At 62.0% G+C, this 24,312-nt stretch carries 20 protein-coding genes and 6 pseudogenes; 6 read left to right on the forward strand and 20 right to left on the reverse strand.

The window, feature by feature from the left end; translation table 11 throughout:
• Positions 1 to 17 precede the first annotated feature (17 nt).
• From ACE10W_RS38685 to trbB, 15 genes are all read right to left on the reverse strand, one after another.
• Entirely contained in the window at positions 18 to 650 is a 633-nt protein-coding gene (locus tag ACE10W_RS38685; RefSeq protein WP_223154147.1) for a hypothetical protein, read from the reverse strand.
• Complete coding sequence (locus ACE10W_RS38690; RefSeq protein WP_016848072.1) at positions 538 to 1,266, reverse strand: MFS transporter; 729 nt, start codon at positions 1,264 to 1,266, stop codon at positions 538 to 540. Before ACE10W_RS38690 ends, ACE10W_RS38685 begins: the two co-directional genes overlap by 113 nt.
• A 79-nt stretch (positions 1,267 to 1,345) precedes the next feature.
• A complete protein-coding gene (locus tag ACE10W_RS38695; protein ID WP_161170741.1) occupies positions 1,346 to 1,942 on the reverse strand; it encodes a ribbon-helix-helix domain-containing protein in 597 nt (198 codons plus the stop codon).
• Between the two features lie 8 nt (positions 1,943 to 1,950).
• Entirely contained in the window at positions 1,951 to 2,892 is a 942-nt protein-coding gene (locus ACE10W_RS38700) for an alpha/beta fold hydrolase (RefSeq protein WP_011090985.1), read from the reverse strand.
• Between the two features lie 122 nt (positions 2,893 to 3,014).
• Positions 3,015 to 3,239: a DUF2274 domain-containing protein gene (locus ACE10W_RS38705; protein ID WP_011090986.1), complete on the reverse strand. Its 225-nt coding sequence runs from the start codon at positions 3,237 to 3,239 to the stop codon at positions 3,015 to 3,017.
• Positions 3,236 to 4,438 carry a TrbI/VirB10 family protein gene (locus ACE10W_RS38710; RefSeq protein WP_011090987.1) on the reverse strand — a complete coding sequence of 401 codons (1,203 nt, stop codon included), beginning with the start codon at positions 4,436 to 4,438 and terminating at the stop codon, positions 3,236 to 3,238. The genes ACE10W_RS38705 and ACE10W_RS38710 overlap by 4 nt, the downstream gene beginning before the upstream one ends.
• A complete protein-coding gene (gene trbG, locus ACE10W_RS38715; protein WP_375762484.1) occupies positions 4,429 to 5,508 on the reverse strand; it encodes a P-type conjugative transfer protein TrbG in 1,080 nt (359 codons plus the stop codon). The genes ACE10W_RS38710 and trbG overlap by 10 nt, the downstream gene beginning before the upstream one ends.
• Positions 5,505 to 6,194, reverse strand: coding sequence for a conjugal transfer protein TrbF (trbF, locus tag ACE10W_RS38720; protein WP_011090989.1), 690 nt, complete (start codon positions 6,192 to 6,194; stop codon positions 5,505 to 5,507). The genes trbG and trbF overlap by 4 nt, the downstream gene beginning before the upstream one ends.
• Positions 6,195 to 6,197: 3 nt before the next feature.
• Positions 6,198 to 7,559: a P-type conjugative transfer protein TrbL gene (trbL, locus tag ACE10W_RS38725; protein ID WP_011090990.1), complete on the reverse strand. Its 1,362-nt coding sequence runs from the start codon at positions 7,557 to 7,559 to the stop codon at positions 6,198 to 6,200.
• The gene (gene trbK-alt, locus ACE10W_RS38730) at positions 7,556 to 7,843 is read right to left on the reverse strand and encodes a putative entry exclusion protein TrbK-alt (RefSeq protein ID WP_231088586.1); all 288 of its coding nucleotides are present in this window, start codon (positions 7,841 to 7,843) and stop codon (positions 7,556 to 7,558) included. Before trbK-alt ends, trbL begins: the two co-directional genes overlap by 4 nt.
• Before the next feature lie 43 nt (positions 7,844 to 7,886).
• The gene (gene trbJ / locus ACE10W_RS38735) at positions 7,887 to 8,645 is read right to left on the reverse strand and encodes a P-type conjugative transfer protein TrbJ (RefSeq protein ID WP_011090992.1); all 759 of its coding nucleotides are present in this window, start codon (positions 8,643 to 8,645) and stop codon (positions 7,887 to 7,889) included.
• On the reverse strand, positions 8,642 to 11,080 hold the full coding sequence (trbE, locus tag ACE10W_RS38740) for a conjugal transfer protein TrbE (RefSeq protein WP_011090993.1): 2,439 nt from the start codon (positions 11,078 to 11,080) through the stop codon (positions 8,642 to 8,644). The genes trbJ and trbE overlap by 4 nt, the downstream gene beginning before the upstream one ends.
• A 7-nt stretch (positions 11,081 to 11,087) precedes the next feature.
• Positions 11,088 to 11,363 carry a VirB3 family type IV secretion system protein gene (locus tag ACE10W_RS38745; RefSeq protein WP_026312513.1) on the reverse strand — a complete coding sequence of 92 codons (276 nt, stop codon included), beginning with the start codon at positions 11,361 to 11,363 and terminating at the stop codon, positions 11,088 to 11,090.
• Entirely contained in the window at positions 11,363 to 11,704 is a 342-nt protein-coding gene (locus ACE10W_RS38750; protein WP_011090995.1) for a TrbC/VirB2 family protein, read from the reverse strand. The genes ACE10W_RS38745 and ACE10W_RS38750 overlap by 1 nt, the downstream gene beginning before the upstream one ends.
• Positions 11,701 to 12,699, reverse strand: coding sequence for a P-type conjugative transfer ATPase TrbB (trbB, locus tag ACE10W_RS38755; protein ID WP_011090996.1), 999 nt, complete (start codon positions 12,697 to 12,699; stop codon positions 11,701 to 11,703). The genes ACE10W_RS38750 and trbB overlap by 4 nt, the downstream gene beginning before the upstream one ends.
• 241 nt (positions 12,700 to 12,940) lie before the next feature.
• Here trbB and ACE10W_RS38760 point away from each other — a divergent pair.
• Positions 12,941 to 13,178 (forward strand): annotated as a pseudogene (locus tag ACE10W_RS38760) (transposase); the annotation flags it as partial.
• A 119-nt stretch (positions 13,179 to 13,297) separates the two neighbouring features.
• Here the strand turns inward: ACE10W_RS38760 and ACE10W_RS38765 are convergent.
• Positions 13,298 to 14,250, reverse strand: a pseudogene (locus tag ACE10W_RS38765) (IS481 family transposase).
• Between the two features lie 78 nt (positions 14,251 to 14,328).
• On the opposite strand from ACE10W_RS38765, the pseudogene ACE10W_RS38770 reads away from it, so the two are divergent.
• Both ACE10W_RS38770 and tnpB read left to right on the forward strand, forming a co-directional pair.
• A pseudogene (locus ACE10W_RS38770) lies at positions 14,329 to 14,444 on the forward strand (IS66 family insertion sequence element accessory protein TnpB); the annotation flags it as partial.
• On the forward strand, positions 14,425 to 14,778 hold the full coding sequence (tnpB, locus tag ACE10W_RS38775; RefSeq protein ID WP_011091000.1) for an IS66 family insertion sequence element accessory protein TnpB: 354 nt from the start codon (positions 14,425 to 14,427) through the stop codon (positions 14,776 to 14,778). The pseudogene ACE10W_RS38770 and the gene tnpB, both read left to right, overlap by 20 nt.
• A gap of 401 nt (positions 14,779 to 15,179) precedes the next feature.
• Here the strand turns inward: tnpB and ACE10W_RS38780 are convergent, their stop codons facing one another.
• Positions 15,180 to 15,581 (reverse strand): hypothetical protein, encoded by a 402-nt coding sequence (locus tag ACE10W_RS38780; protein ID WP_011091001.1) that lies wholly within the window; start codon positions 15,579 to 15,581, stop codon positions 15,180 to 15,182.
• Between the two features lie 7 nt (positions 15,582 to 15,588).
• Complete coding sequence (locus ACE10W_RS38785) at positions 15,589 to 16,809, reverse strand: ABC transporter ATP-binding protein (protein WP_011091002.1); 1,221 nt, start codon at positions 16,807 to 16,809, stop codon at positions 15,589 to 15,591.
• Between ACE10W_RS38785 and ACE10W_RS38790 the strand changes: the two are divergent.
• Positions 16,703 to 17,284, forward strand: a pseudogene (locus tag ACE10W_RS38790) (DNA-binding protein); the annotation flags it as partial. The gene ACE10W_RS38785 and the pseudogene ACE10W_RS38790 overlap by 107 nt on opposite strands.
• A gap of 936 nt (positions 17,285 to 18,220) precedes the next feature.
• Here ACE10W_RS38790 and ACE10W_RS38795 read toward each other — a convergent pair.
• Positions 18,221 to 19,732, reverse strand: coding sequence for an ISNCY-like element ISBj12 family transposase (locus ACE10W_RS38795; RefSeq protein WP_011084703.1), 1,512 nt, complete (start codon positions 19,730 to 19,732; stop codon positions 18,221 to 18,223).
• Between the two features lie 140 nt (positions 19,733 to 19,872).
• Between ACE10W_RS38795 and ACE10W_RS38800 the strand changes: the two are divergent.
• Positions 19,873 to 20,281: pseudogene (locus ACE10W_RS38800) on the forward strand (IS21 family transposase); the annotation flags it as partial.
• A gap of 1,754 nt (positions 20,282 to 22,035) precedes the next feature.
• Here ACE10W_RS38800 and ACE10W_RS38805 read toward each other — a convergent pair.
• The gene (locus ACE10W_RS38805) at positions 22,036 to 22,317 is read right to left on the reverse strand and encodes a DUF3892 domain-containing protein (protein ID WP_370057846.1); all 282 of its coding nucleotides are present in this window, start codon (positions 22,315 to 22,317) and stop codon (positions 22,036 to 22,038) included.
• 767 nt (positions 22,318 to 23,084) lie between these two features.
• Between ACE10W_RS38805 and ACE10W_RS38810 the strand changes: the two are divergent.
• Positions 23,085 to 23,381 (forward strand): annotated as a pseudogene (locus ACE10W_RS38810) (integrase core domain-containing protein); the annotation flags it as partial.
• Positions 23,382 to 24,312: the final 931 nt, after the last annotated feature.

Below are 24,312 nucleotides of genomic sequence, written 5' to 3' on the forward strand. Positions count from 1 at the left end.
GCCGCCGACTCGCGCCCCTAATCGCTGAACCTAGCGCTCGTCGACGGCCGAAGCACCCACGGGAAAGCGAACCAGACCCATGCGATGATCTGAAGGACAAGATTGAGGAAAAAGGCTATCTGGTACGCGATCTCCGGATAATGCCCCGCCTGAGGCGTCCAATGTTCAAGGACGACGCCAGTGGCATATTGCAGGACAAACGCTCCACCGATATGGAACACGTTCAGCGCAGCATTGGCCCGTCCGGCAAGCTCTTTCGGGAAATAACTAGCCAGGATCGCATAGCTAAGCACCGTAGCTGCGCCGACGGCGGCCACAGCGGCCCACAGGACGTATGATGACAACGGCCATCGCAGGATAATCGCGAATTGCACGGCAATGAACATAAGGCCGACGACCGCGAGGAGCGCCTCTGTTCCAATGCCATAGCGACGCAGCCGATCAGCCAGAACGCCTAGCAGGAGCGCACCCAGGCTGAGCGCGACGGTCATGACAAGCAAATGTTGCACCAAAGCAGCGCGATCAAGTCCCTCGACGTCAGTGAACCACTGCGCTGCCCAAAGTCCCTGCAGCGCCCAGGCGGTGCCGACGGAAGTCGCTGATAGCGGCGCCAGACGCCAGAAATGCGGATCGGTATAAATCTTCTTCAAGCTGGCCACGGCTGTTCCACGCAGGACCGGCGTTGCCGATGCACTCTCCGGCACCAAGAGATAGATCATCGAGATAGATCATCGCCGAACAGCCGGCCGTGAAGACAGCTAACAATGCGAAGAGCGTCCTCCACCCAACCCAAGCCAGCAACCACTGCGCCGGCGAGGTCGTGGTGACTGCTCCCAATGCACCGAGCATGACCATCAGGCCGTTGAGAAACGGAAGACGGTCCTTCGGAAACCAGAGAACGAGGGCTTTCAATCCGGCGGTCAGGCTCGCGGCGACGCCGAGACCGAGTAGCGCCCGGCCTAGAAGCAGCATGAGCAAATTGTCTGACGTAGCAAACAATGCGGCGCCGACCGCAGCAGCAACCAGCAGCACGCTCTGGATCAGCCGCGGACCATATCGATCCAGAAGGATGCCGACGGGTATCTGCGCTACCGCGAAGGTGAGAAAATAGACCGAAGTCAGCAAGCCAAGATCACCAGCGTCGAGCCCCAATTCCGATGTCAGGGGAGCGGCGATCAAAGCGTTGATTGTCCTGAAGAGGTACGAGAGGTAATAACCGACAGCAAAAGGTAGAAACACCCGCATGACAAGTGCGGAGACACCCATCACGTCTGCAACTGATCGTCGCGGCACGTAGGTGCGGCTTGGGCTAGGCGGCCGCGAATAAGGCGTGGTTTCAGCGCCGTTAGATCTCTCGCTGTAGCGGGATGTTGGTCCGGTCTGGAAAGGTTCGAATGCTGCCGCCCTCCCGCACGGCAGCATTCGGCTCTGACCCGCCATCAACCGTGTCGGACAGACGACGGTCTGGTTCTGAAGACCTGCAATTCGTGCGGCGATCCGCGCTTGCCGCAAGGTGGCTCGCCCAGCGGTTCTTATTCGTCACGAGGCGCCGGTTCATCGTCTCCCGGAGGAGGGATGTCCCCCGCTCAACACGACGTCCTACTTGCGCAGCGAACTCATCGAAGCGTTCTGAGCCCACCACAGTCGCCATATGCTGCTCTGCCGCCGATAACGAGGGCGTAACAGCCAAGTGAAAGCGCGCGTGAAGGGCGACGGCCTCATTCACCATCTTGAGATCGGCACCGAGACGCCCGATCTGATCGTTCAACTCAGTGAGGCGGCCTGCCACGATCGCGAAATGTTCAGCAGCGTTATCGGATTCGAGAAAGCTATCGAGCGCGGCTTCAATAAGTTCTGACTTTGTGACTCCCGTGCGTGTAGCCGCGGCGGTCAACCGCGTTGACATGGATTCGCTGAGATGAACGCCGGTCCGGGATTTCATGAGAGGACTCACTGTGAAGCGCCTGGAGTGTTGCAGTAACGGGCCACTGCCTTCGTGCGTGTATCGCACGTCATCTCAAGTTTCAGATCGGATTCAGCCTCAATTTCCGGATGCCCGCGGCGCCAGCTCCCACGCTCGACGGCGGCTAGAAAGCTGTCGAGCTGAGCATTGAATGCTGTCGGCTCTTCCAGATTGATGGTGTGGCCGGTGTTGGGACAGATCCAAAGACCGGCGTTGGGAAGCACTGCTTTCAGCATCAGGTTAGTCTCAAGGCAGGGCGCGTCTTCATCGCCCAGGGCCAGCAATACCGGTGTTCGCATCGTTGAGAACTGATCGGCCAGATCATGCAATGGCGGTCGCACCCCCTGACAGCGCGCCATCGTATTCGACATACCTAGCGGTGAGTGGTGACGCAGGCGTTCCTGGAACTCTTCCCAGCTCCGTGTGTCCTTGTATTTGAGTTGAATACGAGTCTGACCATGCGCCATTCTCCGGGCCATCGCGTCCATCCCGCGCTCGATGAAAGCCCGCGCGAGAATGGAGGTTTCTCTCGACCAGGCGTCCTGCTGGGAAGGAGCCGATCCGGATCCCACACCGGCCGCGACAATCGCGCTGGCTCTCTTCGGATAGCGTAATCCGAACTGCAAGGCGGCATATCCGCACATGCTCAATCCGACCAGGTGTGCGTGTTCGACAGCGAGGCCACGCATGACGGCGGCGATGTCGTTCACAGCGAGCTCCCAGCCATATAGCGTCGGATCGTCAGGAACGTCGCTGGGGGCATATCCGCGAGCGTTGAAAGTGATGCAGCGATAGGCACGAGAAAAGTAGCGAACCTGGGTTTTCCATCCGCGGCTATCTGAGCCGAACTCGTGCAGGAAAATGATCGGATGACCTTCCCCGGCTTCCTCAAAATAAAGCTTCACACCCGTGGCATCGATATATGGCATCTGACTTCCTGTTCACCTGAACGCGTCTACGTGAGCAAAATGCTGGTCTATGACCGGATTTGACTTGATGGGCTTTCGTCCCGGCCGTTTCTGCAAGGCAACGCTGAACGATCGTCCCCTTATCAATTTGTTGCCGCGCGTTTCACCTTTGAAAACCCCTTGTCTGTTGCCATGAATCTTTGGATCATCGGAGCGATGAGCTTGGCGGGATCGGGTGCCGGCTGTCCGCTCTCGCGCGCGATCGCCTCGGCATAGGCGAGGAGATTGCGATGGACGGCAGCCGGCAACTCGACGGCGATCTTCACCGGCTTATCGTCGAGGATGGTTCCGAGCTTCAGCTTGCTCATCGGCTTGCCTCCTGGCGGTAGGGAGCCAACACCAAATCCCGCGTAACGATGACCCGCACCGGGAAACCTGGCCGGATGGTCAGCGTCGGCTGGATGTTGAGCTGGCGCTGCACGATCTGCTGGCCGGTCTGGCTGATGCTGTTGGACGCGCCGCTACGGATCGCTTGAACGAGGTTGTTCTCATTCTGGCTCGTGCCCGCCTCGCCTCCGACGCTGAGCATGGTCGAGAGGACGGCAGCCTTGAACAGCATGCCCCAGTGGTTGTCGACCTCATCCTCGAGACCGGCATAACCACCGGTGTCGGCGCCGGGCTGGCGCTCTAGCACGATCGAGTTGCCATCCGGCATGATGATGCGGGTCCAGACCAGGAGGATGCGGGACTGGCCGAACGCGACGGAGCTATCGTACTGACCTATCAGTTTGGCACCCTGCGGGATCAGAAGATATTTGCCAGACGGACTGTCCCAGACCGCCTCGGTCACCTGTGCGGTGACTTGGCCGGGCAGATCGGAACGAATGCCCGTGATGAGCGCAGCCGGAATCACGGTGCCCGCCTGCACGACGTAAGGTGAGGCCTTGGCTTCGAGCCGTTCCGGACTGACCGTGCGCTTGTCTGTCGGAGCAGTGAGGAAGGCCGTCTTGCGGTCCTGCATGTTCTGGGCAGATCCGGCATCGACGGGCGGTGTCGCGGCCGGAGTGGCCGTGGCGCCAGCGGAGGCATTCGGGATGAGTTGGCCGACGCTCTGCGGTTGCTGAGCAGTTTGGGCAAAGAGGCGGCTGACCCGCGCCGCCTCGATTTCCTGGCCCCTGCGCTGCGTCTCGGGATCTGACGTCGCCGCCATCGTGTTCGGTGCAGCGCCGGTGTTGAGGATCGGCTTGCCGAGATCGCCGGGCAGCGGCGGCCCGAGCGGCGGTGCTTGACGCGGCAGGCCGGTATAGTCTTTCGGCAACCCGGCCAGACCCTCGGCCGAAGGCCGGTTCTGGGTGCTGAGCAGTTCTTGGCCGCTCTGCGCCTTGTTGCCGGTCTGGAGCGCGTAGCCGAGCGCGCCCGCGACCGCGAGGGCAGACAGCGCGCCGAGGCCGACAAGGACCTTGCGCGAGAGCCGTGTGACACGGGGCCGCTCGCCTCGGAGCCGCAGGTCCGGCGGCGCGACGGGCGGAATGTCGCCCTGACGTTCGTCTTCGCTGTCTATCGCCATGCGCGCGGCCTTCCGTCGGTGCGGACGATGCGCACGCGCCGCTCACTATCCTTGTCGCCAAGACGCAATTCGGCGGCGGCGAACAAGCGGTCGACGATGTAGTAGTTACGGTTTGCTCGGTAGTTCACCAGTTCGGAGCCGCCGGCTGGACCTATCACGAACAGCGGCGGCATTTCACCCTGGGCGATACCGCTTGGGAACTCGATGTAGACCTTGTTGCCGTCATCAAAGGCGCGCAGCGGACGCCAGGCCGGGTCGTCGCCCTCAATAGAGTAGCGGAAGTTGATCGAGGCGAGATCGACGCCAGCCGCAATTGGCGCCGCAGTTTCAGCGGCCGCATTCTGCCGCCGAAGCGCAATCAGCTGGTCCTCGGGATACTGCCAGGAGACCGAGGCCATATAGGTCTTTTCCGTCGAGCACAGCTCGAGGAGATAGGTCCGCCGATCGGTGTTGATCACGAGATTGGTGACCAAATCCGGCCGCGTCGGCTTGACGAGGATATGAATCTTCTTGGTCGCGCCCGCGCCGCTCTCGGTATCGCCGATGATCCAGCGCACAGTGTCACCGGCGGCAACCGGACCGGAGCCGACGAGTTGCTCACCCTCCTGGAGGGCGACATCTGTGATCTGGCCGGGCGCCGTGTAGACCTGGTAGAGGGCTCCGCCGGAGAACGGATAGACCTGTACTGCGTTGATGAAACCATTGCGGACCGGCTGCACCCGTGCCGCGGCGTTGGCCTGTTTGACGCGAACCTTTGGATCGGCGGCTTCCGGGACGCGTTTGCCGGCGGCGAGCGGCTTCAACTGCCCGGGCAGTGGCAGCGGCTGGGGCAACTCCACGATTTTGACGGGCGGCGCCGGGTCGACGGTGAGCGTCGCAGGCTCCGCAGTGTCGTAGCTGATGTCGGGTGGGATGAAATTGTGCGCGCAGCCGCCAAGGGCTGAGACGGATATCAGCAAAGCCGTCAAAGCGGATTTACGGAAAGACGTATCGCCGTCCTTCCGGTTTTGATGAACGATGGAAAAACGCGAAGCCGAACCGCCGGCTTTTGCGAAAATCGGCGGGGTCATTGTCCCAGCTCCTTTGACCAGTTGATGGCGTTGACGTAGATGCCGAGTGGATTCTTGCGCAGCCGATCGGCGTCGGTGGGCGGCTGAATCGCGATGGTGAGGATCGCGGTCCAACGCGTGGTGCCGGCGAGCGCCCCGTCCTGAAAGCGGTGCTCAACCCAGGCCACGCGAAAACTGTCGGGCGAGGCGCGGATGACGCTGGAGACGTCGATCGCGACCTGCTGCTTGCCGAGATTGGCGAAGGGGTCGTTGGCGCGGGCGTAGTCGTTCAGCGCCGCCGCGCCCGCCGTGGTTGTGAAATCATAGGCCTGCAGCCAGTTGTGCCGCACGATGATCGGGTCGGCCGGAAGCGAGCGAACGATCTGAATGAAGTGGGCGAGATACCAGGCGATCTGTGGGTCGTTCGGCCTGTAGTCGGCGGTAGCGGGCGCCATGACTTGCGCTTCGCCGAGCTTGTCGACCTGCACCACCCAGGGAACGACAGTGCCGTGCGTGGATTGCCAGACGAGTCCACCGGCAAGGCCGCAGGACAGCATCAGCGAACCGAAGGCCATCAGCCGCCAGTTCCTGGCCTGCACCCGGGCGGATCCAATGCGCTCATCCCAAACTTGCGCTGCGCGCTGGTAGGGGGTTTCTGGTTCGGGCGTGCGGCCGTAACGAACCGACGATCGCCGGAAGACTGACATTCGTTATTCTCCTCCCGAGAGGTCGACGGAGTGGCCGCCGCCATGGCTGTCGCCGGATTTGAGGGCTTGCGCGGTGGTCTGAGCGCCGTGAATGACGGTCTGATTGCGCTTGACGCGTTGGGCCCAGGCGGGCGGACCGCTCTCGCTCGGCACTTGAGATGCGGCTCCATCGTTTGCGGCCGCGCCGCTCCGAATGGTCCCCATCGTCGAGGAGCCACCCGTGTTGGCGACGCCGGCACGGGCGCCAGAAGTGAAGCTCTCCGTCATTGTCCCTGCCGCTTGCGCAGCGGCGCGTCTGACGGGAGCTGCCGCGTGACTAGCCGCCGCACGGCCTGCACCGCCGAGACCGGACGCGACGCCGCCGGCGCCGGACCGACCGGCTGATGCGAGGCTGTAGGCGGAGGACATGCCGCCCGCCATCGCCGCACCGCCGCGCGCGGCAGCCGCAGCACCAGAGCTGGCTGCCATCGCTCCCCTTCCGGCCAAACCGAGCGCCGCGCCGCCGACCATCGCTGTACCGGCAACAGCCAGACCCGTGCCGACGGTAGCGCCCGCACCAAGCTGCGGCGCGCCGGAAACAAGCCCGGTCGCGATGCCGGGCCCGAAGATGCCGAGGCCCAGCATAGCGAGCGCCGCGAGCACGACAGAGAGCGCCTGCTCGATCGTCGGCTGGCCGCCGGCATAGGCGGTGGTGAACTGCGAAAAGAGCCCGGTGCCGATGCCGACGATGACGGCGAGCACCATGACCTTCACGCCGGAGGCAACGACATTGCCCAGCACCTTCTCCGCGAGAAAGGCGGTCTTGTTGAAGAGCGCGAACGGAATGAGGATGAAGCCGGCGAGCGTCGTCAGCTTGAACTCGATCAGCGTGACGAAGAGCTGCACCGCCAGAATGAAGAAGGCGATCAGCACCAGCAGCCAGGACACCATCAGCACGGCAATTTGTACAAAGTTGGAAAAGAAGCTGGTGAAGCCCATCATTTGGCTTGCGGAGTCGAGCAACGGCTGCCCGGCGTCGAGGCCGACCTGCGCAAGCCGGCCGGGCCGCAGGAAGTCCGCCGTCGAGATCGACGAGCCGCCGGCCTTCAGGCCGAGGCCTGCGAAGCTGTTGAAGATGATGCCTGAGAGCTTGGTGAAGTTAGTGATGATGAAGGCAAAGAAGCCGATGTAGAGGGTCTTCTTCACCAGTCGCTGGAGAATGTCTTCGTCTGCGCCCCAAGCCCAGAACAGGCCCGCGAGCGTGATGTCGATGACGATCAACGTCGACGACAAATACGTGACCTCGCCCTTGATCAGGCCGAAACCCGAATCAATGTAGGTCGTGAAAGTATTGAGAAAGGTGTCGATGACGCCGACGTTGTTCACGGCTTCTCTCCCTTTGGAACAGCCGTCATCGGCTGAGTGGCCGGCGCGGCTTGCGGCAGACGTGGCCGCGCCGGCCTGCCGAAGAAGCGCGCGCGGTTCTCCTTCCAAACCGCCTGGCAGTGCGGATCTTCGGCATCCTGGGGTCCAAGCTCGGCGCAGCGGAGCAGCTCGGCCGAGAGGTCATCGGGAGCGGAGACAGAGGGGGCGTCGGATACCGGCCGCTCGGCTGGACGCCGATGGATGACGTGCAGCGCGGCGAGGAAAATCACGAACACGACGATCATCGCGCCTGCGCGAAAGATATCCGAGCGCTCCATGATCGGTGCCTCAGTTGCCGCTGAACATGGTGACGTTGCCCGGCTGATAGCCGCTGCGTGTCGAGAAGATTTTGTATTGCTGCTGGCCCTGCGACTCGGTCGCCGTTACGCGCGCCTGCTCCAGCGCATCCGCCCGTCCCTTCGCGGCGAGCACCGCGACGAGATCGGATAGCTGCTGGGATTGCAGCGCGAGGAGTTGGTTGCCGGCTTGAGCGGCTTGCAAAGCGCCACTTGCCGACTGACTGGCGGTAACCAGCGTACTCATTGCGCTGGAGTTGGTCGAGATATTGCCGACGACGCCGGCCTGCACCTTCAGCGAGTCTTCGAAAGCGCCCACCGAGTTCTGCCAACGACTTTGAGCCGCGGCAAACATTGTTGCATTGGAGCCCGTCGCCGCCGCCGTGCCGTAGGTGCTGGAATACATCGTCTGGACGCGCTCGACGTTGAAGGCGATGTTCTGGGCCTGGCTCAGCAGTGACTGGGTCTTGGCAATCGATGACTGAAGCTGGGTCAGCGTCGACAACGGCAGGTTGGCGAGGTTCTTTCCCTGATTCACCAGGCTTTGGGCCTGATTGGTCAGCATCTGGATCTGATTGTTGATCTGCTGCAGCTCGCGCGCCGCGGTCAGCACGTTCTGGCTGAAGTTGGTGGGGTCGTAGACGATCCACTGCGCAAGGACCGAGGTCGTCGAAAGCGGCGAGATCGAAAAGGCGAGCGAGAGAGCCGTCGCAGCGGCCAAGCCAGCGCGCCGCACTTCGAGAGCGGTCATGATTGCACCTCCAGGTTTGTCAGGTCAGGGATGAGATCGGCGGCCCACAGCAGTTCGTGATCGGCGAGCCAGGCGGCCGTGAAGTCGTCACGGCCGTGCTCGGCAAGCAGCCGTTCGATTGCGGCATGGTCGGTCTTGGAGGAGGCGGCGCAGAAGGCGAGCGCAACTGGCCCAAGGCCGAGCTCGAACAGCCGATTGCCGCGACGAGACTGGCAATAGTAGTCGCGCTTCGGCGTCGCCCGCGCGATGATCTCGATCTGGCGGTCGTTCAAGCCGAACCGCTGGTAGATGGCGGTGATCTGCGGTTCGATCGCGCGCTCGTTCGGCAGGAATATCCGCGTCGGGCAGCTCTCGACGATCGCTGGCGCGATGTTGCTGCCATCGATGTCGGAAAGCGATTGAGTGGCGAAGACGACGGAAGCGTTCTTCTTCCGCAGGGTCTTCAACCATTCCCTGAGCTGTTGCGCGAAGGCTGGATCGTCGAGGACGAGCCACCCCTCGTCGATGATGAGGAGGGTCGGCCGGCCGTCGAGCCGGCCCTCGATGCGATGGAAGAGGTAGGTGAGGACGGCAGGCGCCGCGCCTGCGCCGATCAAGCCCTCGGTCTCGAACGCCTGCACCGACGCAAAGCCGAGCTGCTCGGCCTCCGCGTCGAGCAAACGGCCGGAGGAGCCGCCGACGCAATAAGGTTGCAGCGCCTGCTTGAGTGCGGTCGATTGCAACAGAACCGTCAAACCGGTGATCGTGCGTTCCTCGGCCGGTGAGGACGCCAGTGACGTCAATGCCGACCAGACGTGCTCCTTCACGGTCGGATCGATGGTGACGCCCTCCTTGGCGAGGATTGCCGTCACCCATTCGGCCGCCCAGGCGCGCTCGGCCGCATCGCCGATACGTGCGAGGGGTTGAAGGGAGACTGAATCTTCGGCGCTGTTGGACAGACTTCCGCCGAGGTCGTGCCAGTCGCCGCCCATGGCAAGGGCCGCCGTGCGGATCGAGCCACCAAAATCGAAGGCGAAGATCTGGCTTTTCCGGTAGCGCCGGAACTGGATCGCCATCAGCGCCAGCAGCACGGATTTGCCGGCGCCGGTCGGGCCGACGATCAGGGTGTGGCCGACGTCGCCGACATGCAGCGAAAACCGGAACGGCGTCGAGCCTTCGGTCTTACCGAAGAAGAGCGGGGAGCTGCGGAAATGCTCATCCCGATCTGACCCGGCCCAGACCGCTGAAAGCGGAATCAGGTGAGCGAGGTTCAGTGTCGAGAGCGGCGGTTGGCGAACGTTGGCGTAGGCGTGACCCGGCAGAGAGCCGAGCCAGGCTTCGAGCGCGTTCACCCCTTCCGGCATGCAGGTGAAGTCGCGCCCCTGGATCACCTTCTCGACGAGGCGAAGCTTCTCAGTGGCGAGACCGGGGTCCTCGTCCCAGACGGTGACGGTCGCGGTGATGTAGGCTTGACCGACGTCGTCGGTGCCCAGTTCCTGCAAGGCGAGATCGGCGTCAGTGGCCTTATTCGCCGCATCGCTATCGACCAGTGTCGAGGCCTCGTTGGTCATCACCTCCTTGACGATGGCTGCAATCGACTTGCGCTTGGCGAACCACTGCCGGCGGATCTTGGTCAAGAGTTTCACCGCCTCGGTCTTGTCGAGGAGGATCGCGCGGGTCGACCAGCGGTAAGGAAAGGCAAGCCGGTTCAGCTCGTCGAGGATTCCGGGATAGGTCGCGGTCGGAAAGCCGACCACCGTGAGTGTACGAAGATGATGGTTGCCGAGCCGCGGCTCGAGGCCACCGGCAAGCGGTTCGTCCGCGAGCAGCGCGTCGAGATGCATCGGCGTCTCGGGGACGCGCACGCGCTGTTGCCGGGTCGAGATCGTCGAATGCAGGTAGGTCAGCGTCTCGCCATCATCGAGCCACGCCACCTCAGGCATGAACCCTTCGACAAGTTGCAGGACGCGGTTGGTCCGATCAACAAAACCACGCAGCAGCTCGTGGGGATCGACGCCGCTCTGCGCGCGGCCCTCATAGAGCCAGCCTTCGATCCGCGAGGCGTCCTCAGCCGGCGGGAGCCAGACGAAGGTCAGGAAATAGCGGCTCTCGAAATGCGCGCCCGCCTCCTCGAAAGCGTCCCGCCGCTCCAAATCGACCAGCGCTGATGCGGCGTCAGGAAAAGTATTGTGCGGATAAGTCTGGGCGGCGATGCGCTGGGCCTCGACGAAGATCGCCCAACCTGAGCCGAGACGGCGGAGCGCGTTGTTGAGTCGGGCCGTTACGCCGACCAGTTCGGCAGGCGTCGCGCTGTCGAGATCCGGCCCGCGGAAGCGCGCCGTGCGCTGGAACGCGCCGTCCTTGTTGAGGACGACGCCCTTCTCGACCAAAGCGGCCCAGGGCAGGAAGTCGGCAAGACTGTGGGGCCGGTTGCGGTATTCGGCGAGGTTCAGCATGGAAGTCTCACACGCCGAGGTAAGAAGGATAGCGGAGGTGGCGTCGAACGACGTCCACGAACTGCGGGTCGCGCTTGGCCGCCCAGACCGCCGCGGCATGGCCCACGGCCCAAATCAGCGCGCCGGGGATCCAGAGGTGGAGGCCGAGCGCTATTGCCGCGGCCAACGTGCCGTTGGCGATCGCAACCGTGCGGGGCGCGCCGCCCATCAGGATTGCCTCGGTGAGCGCGCGATGAACCGGCGCGAAGAAGCCCGGCACGTCTAGATCGATGATGCCGGCCATCACACCAGCGCTCCGCCGGAGAAGCTGAAGAAGGTCAGGAAGAAGCTCGACGCGGCGAAGGCGATCGACAGACCGAAGACAATCTGGATCAGCCGGCGGAAGCCACCGGAACTATCGCCGAACGCAAGCGTCAGGCCGGTCACGGTGATGATGATGACCGACATGATCTTCGCGACCGGCCCTTGCACCGACTCCAGGATCTGATTGAGCGGCGTCTCCCACGGCATCGACGAGCCGGAGGCGTAGGCCGCGGGCGCGATTGCAATGGAGATGACGGCAATTGCGGCGAGGCCCGTGAAGCGGAGTCGCACGCGACGGATCGCGGGAGGAAACTGGATCATGAGGGGTCTCCGGGAAGTGAGGATGGGCCGCCCGCCGCGGCAGAGTTGACGCGGTAGTCGCCGGTGGCGGGATCGAGGCCGGCGACGAGAGCAAGTTCAGCGAGGCGGCGTTCGCTGCCGCGGCCGCGCAGAACCGCGACGAGATCGATGGTCTCGGCGATCAGCGCCTTGGGAACAGTGAGGACGGCTTCCTGGATGAGCTGCTCGAGGCGGCGAAGCGCGCCCAGAGCCGTGCCGGCGTGAATCGTTCCGATCCCACCGGGGTGGCCCGTGCCCCAGGCTTTGAGGAGCTCCAGGGCTTCGCTGCCCCGTACCTCGCCGATCGGAATCCGGTCGGGGCGTAGGCGGAGGGAAGACCGAACCAGATCCGACAGGGACGCCACGCCGTCCTTGGTGCGCAGCGCGACCAGATTCGGCGCGCGGCACTGCAGTTCACGCGTGTCCTCGATCAGGACCACGCGATCGGTGGTGCCGGCGATCTCCGCCAGCAGCGCGTTTGTCAGGGTGGTCTTGCCGGTCGACGTGCCGCCGGCGACCAGGATGTTCTTGCGGGCCGCGACGGCTTCGCGGAGCATGCCCGCCTGCCCGGCCGTCATGATGCCGGCCGCCGCGTAGTCATCCAGGGTGAAAACAGCCACCGCAGGCTTGCGGATCGCAAAGGCCGGCGCCGCAACGACAGGCGGGAGAAGCCCCTCGAACCTCTCCCCCGTCTCGGGAAGCTCGGCCGAGACGCGGGGCTTTTCGGCATGCACCTCAGCGCCGACATGGTGCGCGACCAGGCGCACGATCCGCTCGCCGTCGGCGGCGGACATCGTTCGTCCGCTATCCTCCAGCCCGCCGGACAGCCGGTCGACCCAGAGCCGACCATCGGGGTTGAGCATCACCTCGACGATCGAGGGGTCTTCCAGGAAGGTGGCGATCGCGGGACCAAGCGCGGTGCGCAGCATGCGCGCGCCACGCGAGAAGGCTTCCGAATGGAGTGAAGTGCCCGCCACGATCGTCCCCCGTCGAGTACCAATCGCGGCAAGCGATCAGCAACGGGGATGGATAGAAAAGGCAGGAAACGGGTTAGTTCAACAAGTATTCAGGCGTCGTAGGAAGCGGGCGTAGAGCGGCGAAAAAATACTTGCTGCGTCGAAGCATGCTGATCGACAGTAAGCGCGAATTTCCCTCCACCTTTTGCTTTTGAGTACTCTGATGCATGAGGTGTCCACCAAAATAGGTGGGCACCTTGTGATGGCAGACGATGATCAGAAATTGCGAGTGAGGCTTGTTGGCCGGAACGGTCGCCGGCGCTACGAGGCGGCATCGAAGGAGCGTCTTGTCGCGACCTGTCTTGAGCCTGGGGTTTCGGTATCGAGACTTGCGCTCGAACACGGGGTCAACGCGAACCTGCTTCGGAAGTGGATCAAGAAGCACACCGCGACCAGGTCTCTGCCGCCATCTTCACCATCGGCGTTCATCCGGGTTCAGCTTGAGGAGACCGCCGATCGAGCCCTGTCGCGACAAGACAGCGTGGCGACGGTTGATTTGCCGGCGACTTGCGATGAAGTGCGCGGGTCGGAACCCAAGGGGACTACAGCTTTTTGTTCTCTAGCTGTGGAATCTCAACAGGTCGTCCTTCGGGAGGCCGAGGCGGCTGATGGGTGGTTTGGCCTGCAGGCTGCCGTGCGGGCGATGCCAGTTGTAGTGATGAAGCCAAATTGGCAGGTTTTTGGCGCGCTGGTCTGAGGTGTCATAGGCGCGAGCGTAGGCCCATTCGCGCAGCACTGTCTGGATGAAGCGTTCGGCCTTGCCGTTTGTTTGCGGTCTGTAGGGTCTGGTGAAGATGTGCTTGAGGCCGAGCTTCCTGCACGCTCTGGCGAAGGCCTTGGCGCGGTAGCAGGAGCCGTTGTCGGTCATGATGCCGGTGACCTTCATGCCGAGGCTGCGGTAGTAAGTGACGGCCTCCTTGAGGAAGGCGATGGCGCTCTCCTTTTTCTGATCCCGCCGGATCTGGGAGAAGGCCAAGCGCGATGCATCGTCGATGGCCACGTGGACGAACTCGTGGCCGGCGCCGCGGCTTCGCCTTTCTGGCGATCGTGTGTGATGCGGTGGCCTGGTCTTACGAACCTGCCGAGCTTCTTGATGTCGATATGGATGAGCTCGCCGGGGTGCTCGCGCTCGTACCGGCGCACCGGCTCGGCGGGCTCCAGATCGCGTATCCGGCTTAATCCCAAGCGGCGAAGGATACGGCTGACGGTGGCCGGTGACACCTCGACCTCGGCAGCAATCTGCTTGCCGGTGTGGCGCTGCCGGCGCAACGTCTCGACGGCGGCGCACGTGGCCGGCGGGGTTTGGCTCGGCGATGAACGAGGTCGCGACGAGCGGTCGCGCAAACCATCCACGCCTTCTGCGCGGAACCGCTTGACCCATTTGGCCACGGTTTTCGGTGTCGTGTTGAACTGATTTGCCGCATCAGCCTGGCTCAGCCCGCCCTCGACCACGCCTCGCACCATCGCCTCTCGACCTTTGAGCGTCAAAGGCGCATTCTTGTGGACGTTCATCTGCCTTGGAACACTGAAGCTTCGCAACCTCAGCTTCCTCGGTTCAGACCAGATGGACAACCTCCTGAGAGACCAAATCTAGCCCAAGTGAGCGCGTCCCTGCCGAACGGCGTGAAGCTTGCGCTGGAATGCGGCGATGTGGATGCATGACGGCGATCATCGGAGCACTGGGCCATGTTCAGACTGGGCGGTGAGCTTCAGGTCTATCTGCACCGTGAGCCGATCGACTTCCGGGCTGGCATCAACAGCCTTGCGGTTCTGGTCCAGGAGACGATGGCGCTCGATCCGTTCGCTCTTGCGGTTTTTGCGTTCTGCAATCGCCGTTGCGACCGGATGAAGCTGCTGTTCTTCGATCGGTCCGGCTTTGTGCTGGTCCTGAAGCGGCTAACCGAGGACAAGTTCCGATGGCCGCGCCGCCAAGAGGCGGTCGTCACGCTGACGACCGAGCAATTGCACTCGATCCTTGACGGCATCGATATCGATGCGATGGTCCGCCATCCGGTGCGGCAATATCAGGTTGCCGGCTGAGCCCCAAAGCCGCCACGGCCTGAACAGCCCAGTATCGCCAGATACGAACGCCATCCGTCAAAAGCCCGCGCGTCAACGTGCGAGGAAAATCGTGCTTACGCTCAATCAACGCCCTTTGCGCGTTCTTTACTGCTTCACCTTTCGAGCCTAGCTCGATGAGTGGCCCGTTCTTTAATCGCGGGCACGGTATCAAGTGGCCGTTCCGTCATGGAGATTGCCAAGCTCCGAGGGGAGAACGACGAGCTCCTGAGGATGGTCCGCCTCGTCACCCTGAAGCTTAACGAGGCCCAAAAAGAGATGAGAGACGCCGGCGTGGCCGCACGCGAGGCGCGCGCAATCGCTCGCCGTTTCAGCCCCTGCGCTGTACTACAAACGCAAGATGCCGGAGCGCGACCATGCGCTCATGCGCTCCGGCGGCAGATCGAGGAATTCTTGCGCGACCCGCTCTCGGCAATGCGCTCCTTGCGCACGGCCGTCCCGCGATCTTCCGCCCCGACAACGGTGCCGAGTACAACGCGAAAGCCGCCCGCGCCTTCCTTGTGTCGCTCAATATCGCCATCTCCCGCTCGAAGAAAGACCGTCACTGGGAGAATGGGTACCGGGAGAGTTTCTACGACAAATTCAAGATCGACCTCGCGATTCCGGTCCGCTTCTCTTCCCTCGGCGAGTTTGTCGCTGAAATCTACAGACAGATTCACTACGACAACAATGATCGCATCCGACAGCGCACGGCGAGCGGCCGGTCGTGCTCGTGGGCATGCCGGGTGCCTGAAACTGGGCGTCTTACGAAACGGCTGCGGCACTCTTCGTCTAAGTCACTGACAAGGCGCAGTCGGTCAGATCGACCACGACGTCGCTCGTGGAGATGACACCTCTCCGATGAGTGATCGCTAGCACAGTCACATCCTCAGCTAGCGTGCGTATATGGTCCATAACGTCCCGTTCGGTTCGTTCGTCGAGCGCGGAGCTAGCCTCGTCGAGAAGAAGGATCGCCGGCTGTCCATAGAGCGCGCGGGCAATAGCAACGCGCTGTCGCTCCCCGCCGGAAAGCTTCAAGCCGCGTTCTCCAACGGTTGTTTCAAATCCTTCCGGTAGCGCCTCAATCAACGGGAGAATAGCGGCTTCTTTCGACGCATCGCGAAGGCGTACCTCGTCGCGGGGCCGTCCTAACAAAATGTTGTCAGCTAGCGGCTCATTGAGCAACATCACCTCCTGCGGCACGAGAGCAACTGCGGCATACCAATCCGCGCGATCGACGCTCGCTATATCCGTTCCATCGACGAGAATTCGGCCGTAGTCGGGCTCAATCGATTTCAGGGCGAGCTTAAAGATCGTGGACTTCCCCGATCCGGTTTCACCGACAAGAAAAGTAATCCCGCCGCGCCCGGCCTTAAACGAGACGTCGGTAACGCCGCGACCGTTGTCGTAGGCATAACCAATGCTCTCGAAAGAGAGCTGGTCAGCGGAGGGCTTGAAATCGTGAGCATGAGATGCTTGCCGCTCTTCTGGTGCGGCCCACAGTCTACCTAGAGGGATGAGGTCGGCTCGCGACCGCGCCACGTCAGAGATCGCCCTCGCGACCGTCTCAAAGGGCATATTGAGCTGAAGCAGAAGCGTATTGAATAGCACCATATCGCCAATGGTGATCGCGCCGGCGTGATATTCAGGTATAAGAAGGAGAAGCGTGACCGCAAATTGCAGCGCGACGGCAAGGCCGAGCACGGCGATGTAGGCCAGTCGTTGCAACACGTAGGCTCGCCAGTTATCACGCACCTCCCGCGCCCTTATCATAAAGCACTCGTTGATCCAGGAGTGACTGCCGAAATGGCGCAACGTGTCCATCGCGTTCATGACGTTGCCGACGAACCGAGCATTCTCCTGTCCGGCTTCGATCGCCGCATCCAGGAGCGCGCGTGCCTGACGCGTGGAACTCCAGGTCAATGCAATCGCGATTGCGGTCTTCTTCACCTCGGTCAATGTGGTGAAGCAGCGCTTGCGCCTGGCCTCGGTCTCGCCCGCGTTGCTCGACATCTATGCCGAGGACGGCATGTCGCTTGAGCAGTTGATGGCCTTCACCGTCACCGCGGATCATGGACGCCAGGAACAGGTCTGGCAGGCCATCTCCGGCTCCTGGCAGAAGGAGCCCTATCAGATCCGCCGCATGCTGACGGAGAAGACGGCGCGCGCCTCCGACCGGAGGGCCGTGTTTGTCGGCCTCGACGCCTACGAGGCGGCTGGCGGTGTGGTGCTGCGCGACCTGTTCCAGTCCGACGACGGCGGTTGGCTCGAGGACGTCGCTCTGCTCGACCGCCTGGTCGCCGAGAAGTTGAAGGCGGAGGCAGAAACGATCGCTGCCGAAGGTTGGAAGTGGATCGAGGTCGCGATCGACTTCCCCTACGGCCACACGCGTGGCTTGCGCGAGCTGGACAGCGTATCCGCCGGTCTCACCGCCGAAGAGCAGGCGACCATCGAGGCGCTCAAGGCCGAATTTGCCAGGCTGGAATCCTTCGCCGCCATCAGGCTGGATAGAGGACTTCCACCTCCAAGCTGTCGCTCATACTCGGCACACAACGAAAAACCCCGGCATGAAAGCCGGGGCCCCGTGATGCCACGGCGTACATCCGGCCGTGACGATCAGGCGACAGATTGCATTTGGTTCTTAAAGAAAATGTGACCTTTTGCGGCCGTCGCTCTTGAATGTCGCGCCAATCAATCGCGATCACACACTGTTCCATCCGCGCGTTCACCCTGTCCGGTATAAGATATCCGTGTCACGAAGGGTATTCGTGAGGTTACGTCGAGCCCGCCACCGACGCCGGCACGGCGTCACGTATGGAATCGTCCAGATGGCGATGCCTTCACCGACTTCGTACACAATATCTGCGGCCGTCTGCACGATTGCCGTCAGCACCACGGCGTTCATCCACTTCACGGGCTGACCGCGCCCTAGCCAACAGGGCAGATCTTGCCGCGGAGCTGCTAGCGTCACACCGAAGGGGCTGGACTGGATCAGGCACCCCGAGTGCTCGCGGTCCTCGTCTTTGAAGCTGGACTGAGAGCGACCTAAGCGTCGAGGCTCGACCGATCATCGCAGACAGGCAGGTTCGTGGCGGTCATTGTGAGGGGCATCGACCAAGCGGCGGCGGATCACAGACACGGCCAACGACTCTCGTGAGCGCGGCGTGTTGCCGAGGCTTGATCGCGGAAGCGGAGATTCGCAATCGCCGGGTCAGAGAGCCAATCACCATTGAGTTCGTTGGGCCGGGCTCTCGGTATAGCGCGACGATCTGGGTGGGAAGACGTATTGCCTCACATATCGATGCTCCCGGGCGCGATCAGTTGCCTCATTTATTTTGCTCCTGGCCTGAGTTGAGGAGGAGGCCGGGTGCGGAGATGGCCGGGGTTTCGGAGCGCCCGGCCTCCTCCGCTGGCACCTCGCACGTCATTGGGGTGTTGTGACCTCATGCCCTGGCGGCATTTTTTCTGAAGCAAACAGCAGCGCATTCGCTTGCTCGCTGCGCCAGGATTTCAACCGACGTTGAAGGGTTCGAAGAAGCTTGTTCGGATAGTCTCCAGGATATTCCACCTGCAGGCGCGAGAGCAGTTCGCTGCCGGTCCGCCAAGGCTCGGCTTCAAACCATTTTCTCAAATCTGACGTTGCCCGGATAAGCGGATCGGGACGACGCCGGCCCCTTTTAGCCTTCACGATTGGCCGATCCGTCGGGCGCGTGGCGCCGTCCTTCCAGGCCGTTCGCAGGCTTGCCAGGAAGCGATCAATCGATTGTGATGCCGCAGCAGGATGGGCGGATGGTTGGATATCCGCGAGCGCCGCGAGGCGCTCCTGCACGTCGCGGATGTCGCGCAACAACGTGACCGGATCGAGAGCGGTATAGATTTCCTGGAGATGGTGGCGGACCGCATCAGGCGTGCGGGCGTCCGCTGACAGGCGCTGGTGGGGTGTTGCCGGCGCGCTGTATGTCTTACGTACACGAGCACCGTCGCGCTGCTTGGCTAACAGTTTGAACGAAGGTTGGAAGAAGTTTACGAACAGCCGCGCTGACCGATAGAGTTCCGCCAGTAGCTTGGCCGCCTCCAGGCCTTCGAACCTACGATAGCCGACCATCCTGCGCACGACGGCGCCGTTCTTTTGCTCGACGAACGCCTGGTCATTCTTCCGGTAGGGACGGCAACGCGTGAAGACAATGTTGGCCGCCTCGCAGTAGGCCTTCAACGTCTCATTCATGAACACGGTGTCATTGTCCGTGTCGAAGCCGAGCAGCGCAAAAGGCAATTGCTTGCGCAATTCCGTCAGCACCGTGCTCACCAGCGTCTGTTCGCGCACGATCAGAGGTGCGCACTCTGTCCAGCCGGTAGCAATGTCGGTGAGCACGAGGGTCTGGATGAAGCTGCCGCGCGCAGATGGACCGCTATGCGCTACAAGGTCGGCCTCGACGAATCCCGGCGCCGGATCATTCCAATCTGCCGAAGTCCGTATTGGAATACTGCGACGCAGGGAATGCCCCGCGTGCCGCCGGCGCTTGCGACCCAATTTTTCTCGAACCCGCACCAAGGCGCGGTCGATCGTCGCAGCGCTCATCGCCAAAAGTTTGGTGCGAATCTCAGGGGCAAGGTCGAGGTGCCCGTACCGTTCCATCGCCTCAATCAGCGCGGGCATTAATGCTTTCAGTCGCTTCCCGCAGATGCGGTCTGACGCCTCCCAAAGCAGCACGAGTGCGGTGTGTTCTGCTTCATTATATATCCGACGTCGCGCCCGTCGGCCCGGATGTACGCCTTCCTGGTTTCGAAGTAGACGCATCGCATGCTTCCGATGGAATCCGGTGATGTCGACGAACTCGTCCAATATCCGCGCCTTCTTCGCGCGATCCGACCGCCGATAGCGCACGCCTGCCGCCGCCGTCAGTTCCTTCCGCGTTGCCATGCTTAGCCACCCCATCTCCGCCCCTCGCTCGTTCCCGGTCCAGGGGAGCAATTTACGTGAGGCAACGGCTTAGGATCCGGTAACAATTAAGGCGAGGCAATGCGGAATCGAGGGCGATTGTCGCCCGCCATCGGTGAAGTCGGACAGACCCAGGCGCGCAGAAGAAGACGCCGAGGGGCCGGCGCCGGTCCGATCCGCTCGCGCAGTATTGGGAGGCCGAGATCGTTCCGATCCTGAAGGCTGCGCCCGGCATCCGCGTGATCGGCGTGCTGGACGAGTTGCGCCGACGGCATCATGACCTGAACCCGAACATCCGCCGCACGCTGGAGCGGCGCATCAACGCCTGGCGGGCGCTCAACGGCGGGCTTGCAGAACGCGCTGTGGGCGCTTGGCGGCGTGCCGCGGGAGCATCGCAGCGACAGCCTGTCGGCAGCGTTCCGCAATCTGGCCGCCGACGCACGGGAGGATCTGACGCAGCGCTACGCCGGGCTGATGGGCCACTATGGCATGGCGCCAACGCGCAACAATGCGGGCATCGCACATGAGAACGGCTCGATCGAGAGCGGGGAACGCGTCTTCACGCACCAGAGCATAGCTCAACGGCTTTGGGACCAATATAGATGGGCCTCCCGCACGCGCCGTCGCCCCTACACTCTCAAACAACACTAAGAACCTTCTAGGCCGAACGAATCCGTTGGTCGGGCGGGCGGGCGGGCGAGTCTATTTGGTCGAAGAGACGTGGGAGCCGGGAGTGTCTGAAATCGTGACGCCAATCGGCCGTAAGCGGGCAATAGATTGGCTGAGCGCCAATCCGACCCGCCGTCGTGATGCGGCTGCCACTGATCGTAAGCGGGCCGAACGCCTTTTTAATGCGGCCTGATCGATCTGCAAAAGACCGAGGCTGAAATACTGGCAGGCTGAGCGGCGTTAAGTCGCTCAGTCTGGCCTATCAATTTAGGTAGGCCACGCACGGCGGCTTTCTCGCTAAACCGCACTTCAGCTCCCAGCGGATTAAGGTTCATGGGAAAGCAGGGTGTGGGTTAGCCTTTATGATCCGAGGGGCTAACTTCACGGGGCAGTGCGGATGCCGCAGGGATAGCGCCTCTATCTAAGCCCCCCAGCCGATAAAGGCGCCGAGTCGCATCCGCGCGGCTCTTGAGCCGACGAGGAAATCATGGCACCAAAGGCTAAGCCTTTAAGGCATTTGCGCGCGCGGGACATTGCTGAAGCGGTCCATTTCGCGACGCGAGTATCCTATAAAAGGTGGCCGACGGGCGTGTGGTTTGAGCTAAGAGATCGGATGGTCAGAACAGCCGACGGGCAATTCTATCTTATCGAAGATCACCCCATTAAGCTTGACGGCCATGAAGTCGCACGGCCTTACAGTCTAGCGAGCGTCTTTGCGTGGCTGCATGATTGCCCACAACAGATTGAGCTTTGAACGGCCCAAGCGGGCCGCTTTTCGTTTGTAAATTTTCCGCGCGGATCTTTGTCAGCTTTTGGAAAGCTAGCCCGAATACTCAGCCATTGAGCTTAGCGGCGCGTGGCAGGGACAGTGCGTGCCCCGGTGTACGCGAGGGGGCTAGAGCGCCGAGTCACGTCACCGCTAATCTCAATTGCAGCGCGGGCGCGGTAGGGACAACGCCCGATTCTTATCCTGACCTGGCGCCGAGCCGTGCCCGCGTTGCTTCCGGTCGCTGAGACTGATCGCCCAAGCGTCTGGCGGCAACCAGTCCTGGTAGTTGCGCCACGGGCTTTCCCGGACGATACTTTCCGCCGTCAGCTTCAGTCGCTTGACGCTGGCCATGTTGAAGTTGGCGGGGCGTGGTAGGGACAGCGCCTCTAATTCCAGCTCGGGCGCGGAGTCACGTTGCCGCTAACTTCTACCATAGGTCCAAATGGACGGTGATCATCAGCGTGACAGACCTTCGCCCGCAGAGCTGAGACGTTCGGAGCGGATACTACGCGCCGATCAGATCGCACCTCGGGGCCTCACTAAGGCCAACGCAGCCGCCTATTGCGGGTGCTCCAAGGACGCGTTCAACACGTGGATTAAGAAGGGCTTGGTACCGGAGGCTATCCCCGGCACTCAGCGTTGGGATCGCAAGGCGATTGATTGGTATCTGGACCGGGCGTCCGGTCTGCCTACCGGGGAGACCGCATCGAGCGATCCGCTCCCAGCCTGGCTGACCTCAGAACGGAAGGCTGGCAGATAGGAGCGTACACGTCCAACCTTTTCAAGTGACTCTCGGGAGGCGCTCTATCAAAATTATACTACTGATCAGCCGGATCGCCAATGAACTTTATCCTTGCGACAATTAGGGGCACTCAGGGAGTGAAAGCAAATTGTCCGGTTGAATGCCGTCGGCCTTCGTCTTGATGTACTTGTGCCCGTTGTGGACGGCCACAATCACATCGGCCGTGCGCTTTTCCTCGACATAGAACTCCCATACACCGTTTTCGATTTCTTTGATCGTGTGATCGACGGATTGCTTCCACCTAGACCCGTCCGGGTTTACTCCGCCAACGTTTTTGATTCGCTCGTGAGGGTTCTGCCTGTCAGTCTTGTTGATGCATTGAATTCGTATGCGGCTGGTCACTCGGGTCTCTCCCATCTGCAAGAAAAAAGAGCCTCAGTGTGGACCTCGGCCGTGGGTTAGTGTGCCGACCAATCCCAGTAGGTTGCCTTGCATCCTTCTCGGCGCCGAGTCGCGCCCCCATTGCCAGGCGACCGTGACTGTGATGCGGCAACCAGTTCTGGTAGTTGTGCCACGGCTTTTTGCGGTGGATGTATCCTACCGACAGCCTTCTTCCCTCCCGAAGCTGGCGGTGGAGTTAGCGGCGCGCGTGGTAGGGACAGCGCTTCTTCTTCTCTCAGATTGAGCGCCGAGCCACGTGGCCGCTAACTCCCAACCATGGGGCCAAAGGATGCATATATTCGAGCGGCACATCACGGCCCTACGGTCGCAAGCGCTTGAGGTGCTTACAGCCAATCAGGCCCGGGCGGCCGATCAGTCTTTGAGCCTGGCAGATCGCCAAGTCGCGACATTTGATGCCGAGGAGGCTCGGGCAGTGTTAGGCATCCTCGACAGCGTGAAGCCCAATCTTAGGCCGAACGACGCGCGGCGGATCGCTGCACGCATACGCGCGCTTCTAGAGTGGGAGGGTTGAGTGCCGCACGACTCTCTCGGGGACAAAGGCGGTCAGCCCCGGTCTTCGGCGACGGTCTGGTCAACAAGGCCTACTTAAACTCGTGAACATCAGCGGCGAAGGAGTTCGACTAGGCAGCTCTCCGGCAATTCATGTCCTGTAGGGTAGCCAAAGTCATTTCGATGAAACGTCAGCTTTCTTGACCAGCACTTTAACGTACGTATCCATCAAGTACACCGAGCGCCTGGCTGAGGCTGGCGTCGAGCCGTCTGTCAGCAGCGTCGGAGATTCCTATGACAACGCTCTTGCCGAAACCATCAACGGTCTCTACAAGGCCGAGGTGATCCATCGGCGCGGGCCATGGCGCAGCTTCGAGGCCGTCGAGTTCGCCACTCTCGAATGGGTCGACTGGTTCAACAACCGGCGGCTCCTGGAGCCCATCGGAAACATCCCGCCGGCCGAAGCCGAGCAACGCTACTACGCCATGCTGGAACAACCAGCCAAGGCGGCATAACTTAAACCAAATGGCCTCCGGCAAACCCGGGGCCGTTGACTATGATTGCCGGAAAGAGCTTCAGCGAGCCTGCGAACAAACCCCTTCGCCTTTTCCTTGGGTATCGTCGTGACGACGGACATGCGCCCGTGCGACTCTTGCTTGCGGGTGCTCAACTTGGGCGCCGCTCGAGCAGGATAGCGCCGATGAGACGCAACCTTCGCTTGCAGCATCGAGTGCAGGCCGCTTAAACTCTAGCCCCTGAGGAGCCCGACGCTCCTTTCGCCAGCCGCCTAATCAGCCTCAAATCATTTGACAACGGACAACGGTTGCCCCGCTTGTGCGGTGCCATCAACCGGTCGGCCCTCTGCTGAGATGTTTCGTTGTCGTGCAGAACTTCGAGACTACAGACGCGAGCGATCGCCACGACGCGGCGCGAGATTCGCTGATGGTTCATGGATTTTGCTTTTAGCTCTGATGCCGGTAGCGGACTGGCTGCCGGGGTTCAGAAACCGTAATCGTGACCGGCCAATGTGCTTTTGGGGTGCCCTTGGACACGGGCGCACCGTCCCCGCCGAACGGGGCTGTTAGCACGCTGGCCCATTGATGGCCACTGATGCTGTCTTCGGTTTCTGAGACCCAAGCCTATGGTCGCACACAACCTAGACGGTTGCAATGTTAATATTCTACTCTAGGCGCGACGAAACCGCGCGCTTCCGTTGCAAGGCTCGACGCTGAAAGAACTTGGCCTTCCATTTGTAGATGCTGGCGTCGCTGACGCCGCCGATCTTGTTGACCTGCGACGAACGCCTTGTTCCCCACGCAGACCAAGGGCACGCCCGCTGCAGAACCTGGCACGGCAGCGCTCGACAGGGCCGGCCTCAGAAGCGCGGTCGGAAAGTGGATAAGTGTTCGGTGTGAGATTCCGCCCTGCTGATGCCACGCGCTTTGG

Source organism: Bradyrhizobium sp. B025 (assembly GCF_042257955.1).
GTDB lineage: Bacteria > Pseudomonadota > Alphaproteobacteria > Rhizobiales > Xanthobacteraceae > Bradyrhizobium > Bradyrhizobium diazoefficiens.

Excerpts from the sequence above, each read along its gene's own strand:
- ACE10W_RS38690 (WP_016848072.1), bottom strand. The coding sequence starts at position 1,266 with ATGGGTGTCTCCGCACTTGTCATGCGGGTGTTTCTACCTTTTGCTGTC.
- ACE10W_RS38695 (WP_161170741.1), bottom strand. The coding sequence starts at position 1,942 with ATGAAATCCCGGACCGGCGTTCATCTCAGCGAATCCATGTCAACGCGG.
- ACE10W_RS38700 (WP_011090985.1), bottom strand. The coding sequence starts at position 2,892 with ATGCCATATATCGATGCCACGGGTGTGAAGCTTTATTTTGAGGAAGCC.
- ACE10W_RS38705 (WP_011090986.1), bottom strand. The coding sequence starts at position 3,239 with ATGAGCAAGCTGAAGCTCGGAACCATCCTCGACGATAAGCCGGTGAAG.
- ACE10W_RS38710 (WP_011090987.1), bottom strand. The coding sequence starts at position 4,438 with ATGGCGATAGACAGCGAAGACGAACGTCAGGGCGACATTCCGCCCGTC.
- trbG (WP_375762484.1), bottom strand. The coding sequence starts at position 5,508 with ATGACCCCGCCGATTTTCGCAAAAGCCGGCGGTTCGGCTTCGCGTTTT.
- trbF (WP_011090989.1), bottom strand. The coding sequence starts at position 6,194 with ATGTCAGTCTTCCGGCGATCGTCGGTTCGTTACGGCCGCACGCCCGAA.
- trbK-alt (WP_231088586.1), bottom strand. The coding sequence starts at position 7,843 with ATGATCGTCGTGTTCGTGATTTTCCTCGCCGCGCTGCACGTCATCCAT.
- trbJ (WP_011090992.1), bottom strand. The coding sequence starts at position 8,645 with ATGACCGCTCTCGAAGTGCGGCGCGCTGGCTTGGCCGCTGCGACGGCT.
- trbE (WP_011090993.1), bottom strand. The coding sequence starts at position 11,080 with ATGCTGAACCTCGCCGAATACCGCAACCGGCCCCACAGTCTTGCCGAC.
- ACE10W_RS38745 (WP_026312513.1), bottom strand. The coding sequence starts at position 11,363 with ATGGCCGGCATCATCGATCTAGACGTGCCGGGCTTCTTCGCGCCGGTT.
- ACE10W_RS38750 (WP_011090995.1), bottom strand. The coding sequence starts at position 11,704 with ATGATCCAGTTTCCTCCCGCGATCCGTCGCGTGCGACTCCGCTTCACG.
- tnpB (WP_011091000.1), top strand. The coding sequence starts at position 14,425 with ATGTTCAGACTGGGCGGTGAGCTTCAGGTCTATCTGCACCGTGAGCCG.
- ACE10W_RS38785 (WP_011091002.1), bottom strand. The coding sequence starts at position 16,809 with ATGTCGAGCAACGCGGGCGAGACCGAGGCCAGGCGCAAGCGCTGCTTC.
- ACE10W_RS38795 (WP_011084703.1), bottom strand. The coding sequence starts at position 19,732 with ATGGGGTGGCTAAGCATGGCAACGCGGAAGGAACTGACGGCGGCGGCA.